We start from the raw sequence: 15,563 nt of genomic DNA, 5'->3' as shown, positions 1-15,563 counted from the left end.
AACGTTTTGCAATCAGTTTGTCATCAGTCTTGGAAAGCTCTATTTCGGGGCACTTGGTGGTACTGGGAGATGAGCATCAAGGGAACAGGGTCCGCTCACCGCAGTCCTAGCCTGCGCTACACCATTGATCGTATGGTGAACCCGGCACAACAGACTGGATGAGGCTTCATGCACAACTTTCGATTACTGATCACGCTCGCCGCACTGCTGGTGCTCGCCGGTTGCGCAGGGCAGCGCAGTCAGGAACCGGTGCCGCGTGCGCCCGCTGAGGTGAAGGCCGAGATCGTGCGGCTGATGCCGGCCAAGACCGCTGATCGCCAGGGCTGGGCCACCGATATCTACGCCGCGTTTGCCGCGCAGGACATCAGCCCGACCACGCAAAACCTCTGTTCGGTGCTGGCCGTTGCTGAACAGGAATCGACCTTTCAAGCAGACCCCACCGTACCCGGCCTGGGCAAAATCGCCCGCGACGAAATCGACCGTCGCGCCGCCAAAGTGCACATTCCCAGCCTGTTGGTCAGCGGCGCATTGCAAGTGCGTTCAACCAACGGCAAGACCTACAGCGAGCGCCTGAATGCGGCGCGCAGTGAAAAAGAACTCAGTGGCATTTTCGACGACTTCATCGGCAGGGTGCCGATGGGCCGCACGCTGTTCGGCGGCTTCAACCCCGTGCACACCGGCGGGCCGATGCAGGTCAGCATCGAATTTGCCGAGCAGCACGCCAAGGATTATCCGTACCCGGTGGACGGCACGATCCGCCGTGAAGTGTTCAGCCGCCGCGGCGGCATGTATTTCGGCATCGCGCATTTGCTCGGCTATCCAGTGAGTTATCGCGAGCCGTTGTATCGCTTTGCTGATTTCAATGCCGGCTGGTACGCCAGTCGCAATGCCGCGTTTCAGAACGCGGTGAGCCGCGCTTCGGGCATTCCACTGGCGCTCGATGGTGACCTGATTCGCTACGACTCGATCATGCCCGGCGGCACGGAGCTGGCGGTACGCACCCTCGGCAAGTCGCTGGGCATGCGCAACCCGACCATTCGCGATCAACTGGAGAAGGGCAAAACCCTGGAATTCGAAGAGACCAAGCTCTATCAACGGGTATTCGAATTGGCGGAGCAAGCGGAGGGGAAAAAGCTGCCACGTGCAGTGTTGCCGGGGATCGTGCTGCAGAGCCCGAAGATCACCCGCAAACTGACGACGGCGTGGTTCGCCAAGCGCGTGGATGAGCGCTACAAGCGCTGCATGGCCAAGGCCGGATAAAACACACAGGCATAAAAAACCCGGCTAAGGGAGCCGGGTTTCTCTGGGGTGTTGCGCTTGTCGCCATTCATCAGGCAACGCGGCGTTCGAGCAGACGATCCGAGCCACCTTCAGCAACGCGGCGTTCGAGCAGACGATCCGAGCCACCTTCGGCAACGCGACGTTCGAGCAGACGATCCGAGCCACCTTCAGCAACGCGACGTTCGAGCAGACGATCCGAGCCACCTTCAGCAACGCGACGTTCGAGCAGACGATCCGAGCCACCTTCGGCAACGCGACGTTCGAGCAGACGATCCGAGCCACCTTCAGCAACGCGGCGTTCGAGCAGACGATCCGAACCACCTTCAGCCAAACGGCTTTCGATCAGTTTGTCCGAGCCGCCTTCAGCGATCATGGTGTGGGCCGGGGTAGCGGCGAAAGCGTTGATAGCGAAGACCGAGAAAGCGATACCGAGAAGAGTTTGGCGTTTCATGATGGTGTGCTCCGGGGTGTTGTTGGTTGGTATGGAGCTGATGTTACGCCGGAGATTTTTTATGAGAACTTCATTGCCGTGATGGTGAACATCGACGCCGATGATGGTAGCCAAGACCCGCAGAGCAGAGCCTTACAGCACCTTCACAGCGCGCCCGATCGCCTGAATCGGCCCGGTCGGTTTGCCGATCGGCGAGCCGTTGGCGCCTTCCAGCGTCAGCTCGAACAACTGGTTCGGTTGCAGAGGCGGCAGCTTGTCCAGCGGTACCGACAACGCCTGCCCAGGTTTGACCAGACCCAGCGACACCGGCCCCTGCCAGCCATCAGCCTTGGTCCAGAATTCCAGCGCCTTGTCCGCTGGCACCTCAACCACACCGAGCGGAATCAGCTGAATCTCCCGCGAATTGCTCGCCTGGATCACCCAGCCCGGCGCCTTGTCCTGCGGCGCGACCAGCACCACCAGAAAGCTTGGTGTTGGCGTGGTCTGGGTCAGCAGTATCGAACCCAGAATCAACGTCGCGGCCAATCCGGCCGCGCTCAAGCCACGCCAGAGTGGCAGCAGGTTCCACCATGAAGTTGACGGCGCTTTTGTCGTGAGTCGGTCGAGGCTGCGTTCGATGCGCGGCCACAACAGCGCCGACGGTTGCTGCGAGGGGGCAAGGTCGGTCAACTCCAGCAGACGCCGTTCCCAGGCATCTACTGCTGCGCGTAATTCGGGATCATTCGGCAGGCGTCGTTGTATTTCGATTCGCTGCTCGGCAGGCAATGTACCGAGCACATATTCGCCGGCCAGTTCATCGCGATCCTGCGCCGATTCAGTGGTCATCCCATGCACTCCCGCAAGGCGTTGAGGCTGCGTTTGATCCACGCTTTGACGGTGCCCAGCGGCGTGTCGAGGCGCGCGGCAATCTGCGCGTGGCTGTAGCCGTCGACGTAGGCGTGGAGGATGCAACTGCGCCGTTGCGGCTCCAGTTGTTCCAGGCAACGGTGAATGCGCGCCGAATGCGCGTGGGCGTCGAAGCCGCCATCGTCTGCAGCCACTTCGTGAGCTTCGTCGAATGGTGTTTCCCGGCCATGATCGCGCAGCAGATTCAGCGCCAGATGCCGGGTCACCGTGAACATCCAGCCTCTCGCTGAACCCCGCGCCGGATCGAAACCCGCCGCGCCGTTCCAGATCTTGATGAAGGCCTCATGGACAATGTCCTCCGCCAGCGCCGTATCGCGCACCAGCCGCTTGGCCACGCCGAGCAGGCGCGGGCCTTCCTGCACATACAAATCACGCAGGGCCGCGCGCTCGCCACGGGCACAGGCAGCGAGACAGGCTTCGTAATCGAACGCGGATTCGGCTAAAGGCATGTCGTGCAATCTAGCTCACATTCCCCAAACATCCACACAACCCACTTCCTTCCCCTGTGGGAGCGAGCCTGCTCGCGAGACGGCATGTCAGTCGATATATCTTTCTCTGACCCACCGCCTTCGCGAGCAGGCTCGCTCCCACATTGGATCTCGGTTAGTCCGGAGATCAGTTCGCCGCCCAGAAGATGTAGTCGGCCTGATACTTCACCACTTCCTGCTTGCCCTTGTTCGCCGCTGTGCATTCGCTGCCCGGCGCCACACCGCCCTTGAGCGCGACACGCTGGATGTAACTCACCCCCGTCATCGCGCCTTTGCCTTCGGCCGGGTTGGCCTTGACCAACTGATAGGGCAGGTTGCCCGGCGTCGACGGCGCCACGGCCAATTGCGTACCGGTGACTTTCGAACCGTCCTTGGCCTGCCATGTGGCTGGCGGGCCGAAGTAGGTGCCGACCTGCTTGCCGCTGCGATCATTGAGCACCGCTTTCGGGCCGACGAAGGTCCACTCGGTCTGCCCCGGCATATTGGCTTTGTCGCGGCATTCGTAAGTGATCTCGCCGACCCCGGTGGTTTCCATCGCGATCTTGTGGCCGTCCGGGACCTTGATCGCGTCGGGGTAACTGCTTTGGGCGAAGGTTGAGGCACTGGCGGTGAGCAAACCGGTGAGGCAGATCAGTCGGGTGATGTTCATCTGTGTTATCTCCGAAAAAGGTAGACCGCTGACAGCCGAAGAGGGCTGTTACAGGGACTACCCGTGGCGGAGGCGTTTGGATGCAGTGCCGAACAAATATTTTTTAAATCACTGCAAATCAAAACTGTGGGAGCGAGCTTGCTCGCGAATGCGTAGTGTCAGTCGCCCCATCTATATCTGAACCACCGCCTTCGCGAGCAAGCTCGCTCCCACAGGGTTCTTCAGCGGGCTTGAGGCCGGAGGCTTTCAGTAGTTCCTGGGTGTAGGGATGTTGCGGCGCGGCGAAAATCTCCCGCGACGAACCCTGCTCAACCACCTTGCCATCCTTGATCACCATCAAGTCATGCGCCAACGCATGCACCACCGCCAGATCATGGCTGATGAACAGATACGTCAGCCCATGCTTGATCTGCAATTGCCGCAACAACTCGACCACTTGTTTCTGCACCGTGCGATCCAGCGCCGAGGTCGGTTCATCCAGCAGGATCAGCGCCGGTTCCAGCACCAGTGCACGGGCGATGGAGATGCGCTGGCGCTGGCCACCGGAAAACTCGTGGGGATAACGATGGCGGCTCTGCGGATCGAGGCCGACTTCCTCCAGCACGCGAATCACCGCCGCCTCTCGCTCGGCCTCGGTGCCGATGCCATGGGTCAGCAAGCCTTCGGCAATAATCTGCTGCACCGACATTCGAGGACTGAGGCTGCCGAACGGATCCTGAAAGACCACTTGAATCTGCCGTCGCACCGGTCGCATCAAACGCTGATTGAGCAGGCTCAATTGCTTGTTGCCGAAACGGATATTGCCCTCCGATTCGACCAGTCGCAGGATCGCCTGACCCAGCGTCGACTTGCCCGAACCCGACTCGCCAACGATGCCCAAGGTCTTGCCGCGTTGCAGGGTGAAACTCACACCGTCCACCGCTTTGATGTAATCCTGCTGGCGACTGAACAACGCTTTGGGCAACGGGAACCACACCTTCAAATCATCGACTTCGAGCAGGTTGTGATCGTACTCACTCGGTACCGGCGCGCCACTGGGTTCCGCCTCGATCAACAAACGGCTGTAAGGATGCTGCGGCGCCCGAAACAGCGCTTCGCAATCGGCCTGCTCGACGATCTCACCGTGACGCATCACGCACACCCGCTGCGCAATGCGCCGCACCAGATTGAGGTCATGACTGATCAGCAACAGCGACATGCCCAGCCGTTGCTGCAACTCGATCAGCAACTCTAGAATCTTCTGCTGCACCGTCACATCCAGCGCCGTGGTCGGCTCGTCGGCGATCAACAACTCCGGCTCGTTAGCCAGAGCCATGGCAATCATCACCCGTTGCCGCTGACCGCCGGAAAGCTGATGTGGATAGGCTTTCAAGCGCTGCAAAGGCTGACGAATGCCGACCAGTTCCAGCAACTCCAACGTCCGTTCGCGGGCAGCGCGGCCCTTCAGACCCTTATGAATCTCCAACACTTCGCTGACCTGCTTTTCCACCGTGTGCAACGGATTGAGCGAAGTCATCGGCTCCTGGAAAATCATCGCAATGCGGTTGCCGCGCAAGCCCCGCATCTGCTGCTCGCTGGCGTGCAATAAGTCCACGCCGTTGTAGCGGATCGCGCCGCTGCTGCTGACGTTCTTGCCCGGCAACAAACGCAGAATCGAATGCGCGGTCACCGACTTGCCCGAGCCGGATTCACCGACCAGTGCCAGACATTCGCCACGGCGGATATCCAGGTTCAAACCGTGCACCACTTCCTGTCCGGCAAAGGCGACGCGCAGGTCGCGGATTTCGATCAAATTGTCTTTCATGTCAGCTCCGGGGATCGAATGCATCACGGCATGCCTCACCAATGAAAACCAGCAACGACAGAATCAGCGCCAACGCGAAAAACGCCGTCAGCCCCAGCCACGGCGCTTGCAGATTGCGCTTGGCCTGACCGATCAATTCGCCCAGCGACGCGGTGCCGGCCGGCATGCCGAAACCGAGAAAGTCCAGCGCCGTCAGGGTGGCGATGGCGCCGGTCAGAATGAACGGCAGGTAGGTGAGGGTGGAGGTCATCGCGTTGGGCAGAATGTGCCGGCACATCAGCTCGTTGTCGGTCAGGCCCAGCGCCCGTGCGGCTTTGACGTATTCAAGATTGCGCCCACGCAGGAACTCGGCGCGCACCACATCGACCAGTGCCAGCCAGGAAAACAGCGCCATGATCCCCAGCAGCCACCAGAAACTCGGCGAGACAAACCCGGACAAAATGATCAGCAGGTACAGCACCGGCAACCCCGACCAGATCTCCAGCACCCGTTGCCCGAGCAAGTCGACCCAACCGCCGTAATAACCCTGCAACGCCCCGGCAACGATGCCGATCAATGCACTGATACCCGTGAGGATCAGCGCGAACAGAATCGAAATCCGCGTGCCGAATATCACCCGCGCCAACACATCGCGCGCCTGATCATCGGTGCCCAGCCAATTGCTCGATGACGGCGGACTCGGTGCCGGTTCGCTGAGGTCGTAATTGACCGTGTCATAGCTGAACGGGATCGGCGGAAACAGCATCCAGCCGCCCTGATCCTCTATGAGCTTGTGCACGTAACTGCTGGCGTAATCCGGCTGAAACGGCAGCTCGCCGCCAAAATCGGTTTCCAGGTAATCGCTGAGGATCGGGAAGTAAAAAGCGTCGTGATAACGGATCACCAGCGGCTTGTCGTTGGCGATCAACTCACCGCCCAGGCAAATCAGGCACAGACCGATAAACAGCCACAGCGACCAGCGTCCGCGCCGATTGGCTTTGAATTGCGCAACACGACGTTGACCGAGAGGAGAAAGAGTGAACATCAGGCAGTCCTCGCCGAGAAGTCGATGCGCGGGTCGAGCAGGGTGTAGCAGAGGTCGCCGATCAGCTTGATCAGCAGGCCGAACAGGGTGAACAAAAACAACGCGCCGAACACCACCGGGTAGTCGCGCGACACCGCCGCCTCGTAGCTCATGCGCCCGAGGCCGTCGAGGTTGAAGATGGTTTCGATCAGCAATGAGCCGGCGAAAAACACCTCGATCAGCGCCGACGGCACGCCGGCCACCACCAACAACATCGCGTTGCGGAACACATGGCCGTAGAGCACGCGGCGCTCGGTCAAACCCTTGGCCCGCGCAGTGATCACGTACTGGCGGCTGATCTCGTTGAGGAAGCTGTTCTTGGTGAGGATCGTCAGCGTGGCGAAGCCACCGATCACCAGCGCCGTCACCGGCAACACCAAGTGCCAGAGGTAATCGCCGACCTTGCCCAGCGTGCTGAGGCTGTCGAAGTTATCCGACACCAGCCCCTGCACCGGAAACCAATTGACGTAGCTGCCGCCGGCGAACACCACGATCAGCAGAATCGCGAACAGAAACGCCGGCATCGCGTAACCGACGATGATCGCCGTGCTGCTCCAGACATCAAACGCACTGCCGTTCTTTATCGCTTTGCGAATGCCCAGCGGAATGGAAATCAGGTAAGTGATCAGCGTCGCCCACAAACCCAGCGACAGCGACACCGGCAGCTTCTGCACGATCAGATCGGTGACCTTGGCACCGCGAAAGAAACTGCTGCCCAGATCCAGCTGCGCGTAGTTTTTCAGCATCAGCCACAGGCGTTCGTGCAGCGGTTTGTCGAAGCCGTAGTGGTGTTTGATTTCTTCGATCAGCGCCGGGTCGAGGCCACGGCTGCTGCGGCCGGCACCGCCAATCGCGGCCACCTCGCCACCGCCGCCCATGCTGTGCCCGCTGAATCCTTGCAAGCGCGCGATGGCTTGCTCCACCGGACCACCCGGCGCGGCCTGCACGATAAGAAAATTGACCACCAGAATGCACAGCAGCGTGGGGATGATCAGCAGCAAACGTCGACTCAGATAACGCAACATGTCACTGGCCCCCCGCAAGCTGGCTGTGCATCTGTTGCGTGCTCAATGGCTTGGTCGACACCTGCCACCAGGTGTTGAGGCCTTCGTCATACGCCGGTTGCACGGGCGGCATGCCGAAGCGGTTCTGATACACCGTCGGCGTGCCTTTGGAGTAGTAGTTGGGAATCATGTAGTAACCCCATTGCAGCACCCGGTCGAGGGCGCGCGCGTAATGCACCATGGCCTCGCGGGTATTGGCCTGGACCAGCCCGTCGATCAGTTGATCGACCGCCGGATTGGCCAGCGCCATCGAATTGGAACTGCCGACTTGCGTGGCACTTTGCGAGGCGTACAGGCTGTACAGCTCACGGCCGGGGGAGACGATCGGATCGCCGCTGCGCGGGAACGCGGCGACGATCATGTCGTAGTCGCGGGCGTTCAGGCGGTTGATGTATTGCGCCGAGTCGATCCGCCGCAGGTTGAGGGTGATGCCGATCTGCGCGAGGGTGCGTTTGAACGGCAGCAGCATGCGGTCAAAACCGCCCTGACCGTCGAGAAAGGTGAACTCCAGCGGCTCACCGGCAGCGTTGACCAGACGATTGTGCTGCGGCGTCCAGCCCGCGTCGGCGAGCAGCTTCAGCGCTTGCAGTTGTTTGTCGCGGATGTAGCCGCTGCCATCGGTTTTCGGCGCCTGATAAACCTCAGTGAAGACCTCGTCGGGAATCTGCCCATGCAGCGGTTCGAGGATTTTCAGTTCCTCGGCATCAGGCAGGGCGGTGGCGGCCATTTCACTCTTCGGCCAGAAGCTGTGCTGACGCACGTAAAAGCCGCGCATCATTTGCTTGTTGGTCCACTCGAAATCCCACAGCAGACTGATCGCCTGGCGCACGCGGCGATCCTGGAAGATCGGGTTCTGCAGGTTGAACACGAAGCCTTGCGCCGCCGTCGGTTTCTCCGGTGCCAGAATCGATTGTTGCAAGCGGCCGTCACGCAACGCCGGGCTGTCATAACCGACCACGTAACCGGACGAAGAAAACTCGCGGTTGTAGTCAAACGCGCCGGCCTGCAGCAGTTGGCGGGCGACGTCGGTGTCGCCGTAGAAATTCACCGTGAGGTTGTCGAAGTTGTACATCCCGCGACTGACCGGCAGGTCCTTGCCCCACCAGTCCGGATCGCGCTGGAAACTGATGCTGCGCCCGGCGTCGACCTTGCTCACCCGGTACGGACCGCTGCCCAGCGGTGGCTCGAAACCGCCGCCATTGGCGAAGTCGCGGGTCTTCCACCAGTGCTCGGGGACGATGCGCATCGTCGCCAGGTCCAGCGCCAAGGTGCGGTTGAGGTTGTTCTTGAAGGTGAAACGCACCTGCCGTGGGCCTTCGATGAGCACGTCCTGCACGTCGGCGTATTGCTGGCGATAACTCAGGCTGCCCTTGGTCATCAGCAGGTTGTAGGTGTAGCGCACGTCTTCGGCGGTGATCGGCGTGCCGTCGGCGAAGCGTGCTTTTGGATTGAGGGTGAAACGCACCCAGAGTCCATCGGGGTCGCGCTCGATCTGCTGCGCGACCAGTGCGTAAACGGTGTAGGGCTCGTCGAGCGAACGGAACGCCAGCGGCGAGTACACCCAGTCATTGACCTGCACCACGGAAATGCCCTGATCGGCATACGGGGTGATGTAATTGTACTGGCCGATTTCCATCGACGCGCGACTGAGCGAACCGCCCTTGGGCGCGTTGGGATCGACGAAATCGAAATGCTGGAAATTGGCCGGATACTTCGGCGCCTCGCCGTACACCGTTAGCGCATAACTGCCAGCGGCCAGCGCCGAGGTGCCGGAGCACAGCAGCGTACTGCCCAAAAGCAGGCCAGCCATGTTGCGCAAAAAACTCATGCAATCACTCCTGAAAATCCCTGAAAGTCCACGGACCCAATGTGGGAGCGAGCCTGCTCGCGAAGGCGTCTTGTCAGCCGACATTTTTCTTGCTGATCCAACGCTTTCGCGAGCAGGCTCGCTCCCGCAGGGGGGGGATGTGTTCTGTTTCCGGTTAGAAGTGGTAAGTCATGCGCGCAAACAAGGTGCGGCCCAGCGGGTCGGTGTAGCGCGGGTCGTAGCCGCTCTGGAAGTTGTAGGCCTGGTTGGAGAACGGTGGGTTGCGGTCGAACACGTTCTTCATCCCGGCGTCGACATCCAGCACCTTGTTGAAGGTGTAGCCGGCCGACAGGTCCCACACCGAATACGACGCCACGCGCGCGTGGGTGTCGCGGTCGTAGTCGTTGTAACCCGTGGTGAAGCGGTTGGTCAGTGCCGCCCGCGCCGCGCCGAAGGTCCAGCTGCCGGTGAGGTTGTGCTTCCAGCGCGCGATCACGCCGTCACCCTCGAAGTCGCCGACCTTGTCGGTGAACGGGCCTTTGATGGTGCTCTGGAAGTCGTACTCGTCAACGTAAGTGCCTTGCAGGCCCAGACCGAACTGACCGTACGGCGTGTTCGGGAAGCGGTAATCCAGCGACACATCGACACCGTTGGTTTCGACAATGCCAAGGTTGGCGTTGCCGGTGACGATGTAGTTAAGCGTGCCGTCGGCATTGCGCACGAAGCGGTCCGGGTAGGAACCGGCCTGATCAAACACGGTGGATTCCGGGAACGGCTGGATCTGGTTGGAGATGTGAATCCACCAGAAATCCAGACCCACCGAGAGGTTGTTGATCGGCTGATAGACGAAGCCGAGGGTCACGTTGCGCGCCTTCTCCGGGGCCAGGTCTTCGTTGCCGCCGATCTGGTTGAGGAACTGCTGACCGCAATCGCGGCCGCCGTTGCCGCCCGGTTGCACCACGCCGCCAGTACACAGCACCGGGTCGTTGTAGTAGCCCTGGGTGAAGGTGATGCTGCGCGGCGAATACAGCTCGTACAGCGACGGCGCACGGAAACCTTCGCTGTAGGCGCCACGCACGACCAGCTCTTTCAACGGCTGATAACGGAACGAGTATTTCGGGTTGGTGGTGCTGCCGAAGTCGCTGTATTTGTCGTGACGCACGGCGGCGGACAGTTCGAGGCTGTCGAGCACCGGCACGTTGATTTCTGCGTAGGCGGCTTTGACGCTGCGATCACCCTCAACGCTGCCGGCCGGGTCGATGCCGAGGCTCTGGATGTCGCCAGCGAACGACTCGAAGTCCTGATGGAATTTTTCTTTGCGGTACTCGCCACCCAGCGCCAGACCGGACGGGCCGGCACCGAACCAGTCGCCGATTTCACGACTGATACGACCATCGAAACCGGCGACACGGCCAACAGCGGTGGAGTAGGCGCCGTGGTACGCCGCGTCGTCGATGTACTGTTGACCGGCAGCTGATTGCGGGCCGAACGGGTTGAGTAGACCGCTGGCCAGACCGTCGATCATTGCCTGATCGCTGACATAACCGCTGGTGACACTGGAGACGATTTTGTTCTGGTTGTACGAGGCGCCGACGTTGTAATCCCAGCCGCCAACCAGACCATCGAAGCTGAGCAAAAAGCGTTGGCTGGTGTTCTGGTCTTTCGATTCACGCGGGCCGGCAGCGGTTTCGCGCCAGTTCACATCGACGGGCTGTGTCGGGTCGAGGGCGAAATCGGTCGGCGCCGGGGTGATGCCATTGCCGGGGTAGTAGGGCGATGAACCGTCCAGGCTCAGACCGGTCAACGGCGCAGGGCCGACTGCCGTGGCGTTGTTGTTGCGCGACCAGAAGTATTCGAGGTTGACGTTGTGATCGTCACCGAGCTTGCCGGTGGTTTTGCCGAAGAACGAGGTCTTCTCGGTCTGCGGCACCAGGTCGATGAATTCACGGGTGCTGAAGCGGCACAAGCCGTCGCGGGCGATCAGGTTGGGGCCGTTGCAATTGCTGTTGGCCAAGGGATTTGTGGCGTTGCCGTTCTGGCTGTAGTTGCCGGGGAACGCAGTGCCGGAGGTCTGATCGAGACCGCGACCGGGTGCGAAATCGGTGGCGAAGGAACGGTCGTTGGCGTCGAGGTTCTGCTGCTTGTTGTAGTTGAACACGCCGAGGACGTTGAAGCGGTCTTCTTGCAGATCGCCGTAGCCCCAACTGGCACTCATGTCCTTGGTCGCACCGCCGCCGCTGTGGGTCGGGGTTTCGCCGCCGAGGGTCAATTGGCCGTCGGTGAGGGATTTCTTGGTGATGAAGTTGATCACGCCGCCGATCGCGTCGGTGCCGTACAGGGCCGAGGCGCCGTCACGCAGCACTTCCACGCGTTCGATGGCGGCAAACGGGATCATGTTCAGATCCACCGCCCCGCCGGCCGAGTTGGTCCCCGACAAGGCGTTGTTGGCCAGGCGTCGTCCGTTGAGCAGCACCAGCGTCTTGTTCGCGCCGATGCCGCGCATGTCGGCGAACGAGGCGCCGCCAGTCGCCGCGCCGACCGAGCCGGCACTGTTGTTGATCGACTGGCTGCCGGTGATCCGCTGCACCAGTTCGGCGGTGGTGGTCACGCCCTGTTTGCGCAGCTCATCGGCCTTGAGAATGGTGATCGGCACCGCCGTTTCCGCATCGACCCGGCGAATCGCCGAACCGGTCACTTCCACCCGTTGCAGTTGCGTGGTCGGCGCAACCACCGCCGCAGCTGCCGGGACGGAAGCGTTGTCGTCCTCGGCCGCCTGCACAGTCCCGGCGCCCATCCCCATGGCCACCAGATACAACGGAACAAAACGATGGCGAGAAATCGTTGCCACCAAGGGTTTGAGCGTGAAGCGTGGAGTGTTCATCAGCATGGTTATTTCCGACTTTTTAGACGTTATCGAATTGGCCTTGTGAGCCCCTCATTGCTCCGCTTTCGGTGATACCGCGTGCGGAAAACCACTTTCTTCAAGCAAGCCGATCCCCTCCGAAGACGCGTGGCGTTTTTTCGGTCGGCTGATTGCGACAGGATTCAACGAGCGGTGGCGGGCGCGTCTCTCAAAACGCGGCCACCACCGCACTCAGTGGGTGGTCATCACCGATATTTTGGTAATGCCCGAGCGTTCGATCGACGCCATGGCTTTGGCGACCTGGCCGTAATTGACGGCGGAGTCGGCCTGCAGCTGCACGCGGACTTCGGCGTCCTTGGCCTTGACCTCCTTGAGGCTGGCTTCCAGCGATTCCGGGGCCAGCTCGGTTTTCGCCAGATAGAACTTGCCGTCCTGATCGACGCTGACCACCACCGGGTCTTTCTTCTCGGCGGGGGCGACGGCGTCGGTTTTCGGCAGGTTGACCTTGATTGCGTTGGTCATCAGCGGCGCGGTGACGATGAACACCACCAGCAGCACCAGCATCACGTCGACCAGCGGCGTGACGTTCATTTCGCTAAGCACTTCATCGCTGTCTTGAGTGGAGAACGACATCAGCTGGCCTCCCGCACGGCGGCTGTGGTTTTGCTGGCGATGGCCTGACGGCTGATGGAAAACGCACTGCGCGAGGCGAGGGCGTCGAAGTCGTGGGCGAAGTCATCCATGTCTGCCGAGGCGAGCTTCAAGCGACGCAGGAAGAAGTTGTAAATCAGCACCGCCGGCACGGCGACGGCGATGCCGACGCCAGTGGCGATCAGCGCGTGACCGATGGGCCCGGCAACTGCTTCAAGACTGGCCGAACCGGTTTCGCCGATGCTTTTCAGCGCTTCCATGATTCCCCACACGGTGCCGAACAAACCAATGAACGGCGCGGTGCTGCCGATACTGGCGAGGATCGCCTGGCCGTTTTCCAGTGAGCGGCGTTCCTTCTGGATCTGCTGGCGCAGGTTGCGCTCCAGACGATCCGAACGGTTGATGGTGTGCGCCAGTTGTTGCGTGGTGCGCGGCGAGTCTTCCACCAGTAGCGCTTCAAAACCGCTGCTGGCGATGCGCGCCAGTGAGCCTGGATACTGGCTGGCGTGCTCGGCGGCGGTGAGCAGATCCGGCGCGCCCCAGAAGGCTTTAGTGAATTGTTTGTTCTGCGCTTTCTGCCGCAGGTACTGCGCCGACTTGACCAGCAGGATCGCCCAGCTGACCACGGAAAACAGCACCAGACCCCAGAGCACGCCGGGGACAATCATCGAAGACAAATCGTTCATGGTGATACCTCGCTTGCGTTATTCGGTTGTGCGTTGATTGAGCGTTCGGTTATTGCGGCAATTTGAAATCGATGGTCTGGGTGGCGAAGCCGTCGATCGGCGTGTCACCGCGTTTGGCCGGAATAAACTTCCAGTTCTTCACGGCGGCGACAGCGGCGTCATCCAGTTGCGGTTTACCGCTGGACTTGGTCACCGTCACGGATCCTGCGCGACCGTTGGCCAGCACCTGAATGCGCAGGACCACGCTGCCTTCCCAGTTGCGTCGCAATGCCAGCGACGGGTATTCCGGCGGCGGGTTGCCGAGGCTGGCGAGGCCGGAAACGGCTGCCGATTCCTTGACCGGACCGGGGGCGGCGGCAGGCGCTGGTGGCGCGCTCGGGGTGGTCGGTGCAACAGGTGCGGCCGGTTGTGCCGGAGCGGGCGGAGCTTTCGGCGGCTCGACTTTTTTTACCGGTTTCGGCTTCTCGACCGGTTTCGGTTTTTCGATCGGCTTGGGCTTCTCCACCGGTTTCGGTGGCGCCTTGACCGCGTCTTCGTCTTCCACCGGCTGCTCCGGTTCGGGAGGCGGTGGTGGCGGAGGCGGCGGTGGGGGTTCCGGGGTGGGCGGCGCCGGTGGCGTCGGGCTGGTCAGCTCGACGGTCATTTCCGGAATCTGCGGCGGCGTTGGCAATGGCTCGGTTCTGGACTGCTGGAGAAACCACCAGGCGCCGCCATGTATCAGCGCGGACACCGCCACCAGCAACACCATCTGCTGTTTATTCAGACTACCGGGTTGCGAGGTATTGGCTTTAAACGCTGGCCCGCCCGAAACCGGCGGGATTGGCGCTTCCCGTAACGGCCCCGGCAGGGTTCTGTACTTTACCGCATCGTTCATTAAAGCTCCCTCGGGTTGATGAAGGGCAATAAGGTGCCGTCCGAACATCCAGGGGATATTCGAGTGGGTGGGTGCAACTTTCTTCAAGGTGTGCAAAAGCCGATAGTTCAACTATCCAGTTAACAAGGCTTGTGCAAACTTACTGGCTTAGCGCCATCGACTTTGTGTGTTCATTGGCCATTCCGTGGTTGTACTTCTCTCGCTTGAGATCACTGTCGGTGTCTCATGGTTGTTACACATAGCAACCGCTGTGCCAGCTATTGCCGAAATGTAGAACGCTTATTTCATCAGTGTTACCCATGTCGCATTTATATAAGTTTTACCTCTGTCGCGATTTTTCTCCGGCCAACAGATTCCCGTAACTCCCGTTCGCGGAGCTATTTCAGAGGCGAGTCAGGCTCTACGCAGTATCACGCTGATCGGCGGGATAGAGCGGCGGCGTGGCTGGCAGCCGGGGCACTTGCTGGTGCGCGGCGGACTGATTTGGTGCGGGCCAATGTTTTAGCGGGTCACGGCGTATGTTCCTTGTTTTTGTTTAAATGAAATCAATGTTTGCTGTGCTGGGTAGTTCAAGTCGCCGGAGCTGTTTTGGTGCACTTGTAAAATCGCTGAAAGTTATTGTTCGACAATCCTGCCTGCGTTCATTTAATGCGTCGGTTGCGCAATAACGTCGTGAGTTGTATTTAAAAAATAAATAGCACGCCATTGTCGGCGAACAAATCATTGCCGATCACGGGGCGCGGTCGTGGAGTCAGGTAATAAAGTAAAGGCGTTGGTCGCCGGGACTGTTCGAATGGACTCGGCGTTGTATACAAAGAGGCGAGCAGAGGTTGATGCGGCAGAGCGTTTGAAGATTCACGCGGTGAACTCCTTGTTGCCAGCTCGGATACACGAACTTTTGGTTCGGTATCGCACCTTACAAGAACGCGGATAGCGTTCGATGATTGCTCTTGGTGCGGGATGGGCACCGCCAGCG

Annotated in this window: 13 protein-coding genes; 1 reads left to right on the top strand and 12 read right to left on the bottom strand. The window is 60.6% G+C overall.

Features of this window, described 5'->3' with window-relative positions:
- The first annotated feature begins 168 nt into the window (after positions 1-168).
- Complete coding sequence (locus ACZZ0G_RS01560; RefSeq protein ID WP_463555057.1) at positions 169-1,260, top strand: DUF1615 domain-containing protein; 1,092 nt, start codon at positions 169-171, stop codon at positions 1,258-1,260.
- A gap of 70 nt (positions 1,261-1,330) precedes the next feature.
- Here ACZZ0G_RS01560 and ACZZ0G_RS01555 read toward each other — a convergent pair whose 3' ends face one another.
- The 12 genes from ACZZ0G_RS01555 to ACZZ0G_RS01500 form a co-directional block, all read right to left on the bottom strand.
- The gene (locus tag ACZZ0G_RS01555; protein WP_463555056.1) at positions 1,331-1,732 is read right to left on the bottom strand and encodes a hypothetical protein; all 402 of its coding nucleotides are present in this window, start codon (positions 1,730-1,732) and stop codon (positions 1,331-1,333) included.
- Positions 1,733-1,864: 132 nt separating this feature from the next.
- Complete coding sequence (locus tag ACZZ0G_RS01550) at positions 1,865-2,557, bottom strand: anti-sigma factor (protein ID WP_463555055.1); 693 nt, start codon at positions 2,555-2,557, stop codon at positions 1,865-1,867.
- Complete coding sequence (locus ACZZ0G_RS01545) at positions 2,554-3,087, bottom strand: sigma-70 family RNA polymerase sigma factor (RefSeq protein ID WP_463555054.1); 534 nt, start codon at positions 3,085-3,087, stop codon at positions 2,554-2,556. Before ACZZ0G_RS01545 ends, ACZZ0G_RS01550 begins: the two co-directional genes overlap by 4 nt.
- Positions 3,088-3,253: 166 nt before the next feature.
- The gene (locus ACZZ0G_RS01540) at positions 3,254-3,775 is read right to left on the bottom strand and encodes a DUF3455 domain-containing protein (protein WP_463555053.1); all 522 of its coding nucleotides are present in this window, start codon (positions 3,773-3,775) and stop codon (positions 3,254-3,256) included.
- A 118-nt stretch (positions 3,776-3,893) separates the two neighbouring features.
- Positions 3,894-5,579 (bottom strand): ABC transporter ATP-binding protein, encoded by a 1,686-nt coding sequence (locus ACZZ0G_RS01535; RefSeq protein WP_463555052.1) that lies wholly within the window; start codon positions 5,577-5,579, stop codon positions 3,894-3,896.
- Position 5,580: 1 nt separating this feature from the next.
- Complete coding sequence (locus ACZZ0G_RS01530) at positions 5,581-6,603, bottom strand: ABC transporter permease (protein WP_077573741.1); 1,023 nt, start codon at positions 6,601-6,603, stop codon at positions 5,581-5,583.
- The gene (locus ACZZ0G_RS01525) at positions 6,603-7,667 is read right to left on the bottom strand and encodes a microcin C ABC transporter permease YejB (protein ID WP_463555051.1); all 1,065 of its coding nucleotides are present in this window, start codon (positions 7,665-7,667) and stop codon (positions 6,603-6,605) included. The genes ACZZ0G_RS01530 and ACZZ0G_RS01525 overlap by 1 nt, the downstream gene beginning before the upstream one ends.
- A gap of 1 nt (position 7,668) precedes the next feature.
- Positions 7,669-9,534, bottom strand: a complete 1,866-nt coding sequence (locus ACZZ0G_RS01520) for an extracellular solute-binding protein (protein WP_463555050.1) — start codon at positions 9,532-9,534, stop codon at positions 7,669-7,671.
- 154 nt (positions 9,535-9,688) lie between these two features.
- On the bottom strand, positions 9,689-12,400 hold the full coding sequence (locus ACZZ0G_RS01515; RefSeq protein ID WP_463555049.1) for a TonB-dependent receptor: 2,712 nt from the start codon (positions 12,398-12,400) through the stop codon (positions 9,689-9,691).
- Positions 12,401-12,607: 207 nt separating this feature from the next.
- A complete protein-coding gene (locus tag ACZZ0G_RS01510; RefSeq protein ID WP_007918272.1) occupies positions 12,608-13,009 on the bottom strand; it encodes an ExbD/TolR family protein in 402 nt (133 codons plus the stop codon).
- Positions 13,009-13,695, bottom strand: a complete 687-nt coding sequence (locus ACZZ0G_RS01505; RefSeq protein WP_371857975.1) for a MotA/TolQ/ExbB proton channel family protein — start codon at positions 13,693-13,695, stop codon at positions 13,009-13,011. Before ACZZ0G_RS01505 ends, ACZZ0G_RS01510 begins: the two co-directional genes overlap by 1 nt.
- Before the next feature lie 67 nt (positions 13,696-13,762).
- Positions 13,763-14,587 carry an energy transducer TonB gene (locus ACZZ0G_RS01500; RefSeq protein ID WP_463555048.1) on the bottom strand — a complete coding sequence of 275 codons (825 nt, stop codon included), beginning with the start codon at positions 14,585-14,587 and terminating at the stop codon, positions 13,763-13,765.
- Positions 14,588-15,563: the final 976 nt, after the last annotated feature.

Source organism: Pseudomonas sp. AC169, assembly GCF_979258515.1.
This window is presented reverse-complemented; position numbering and strand designations above follow the sequence as displayed.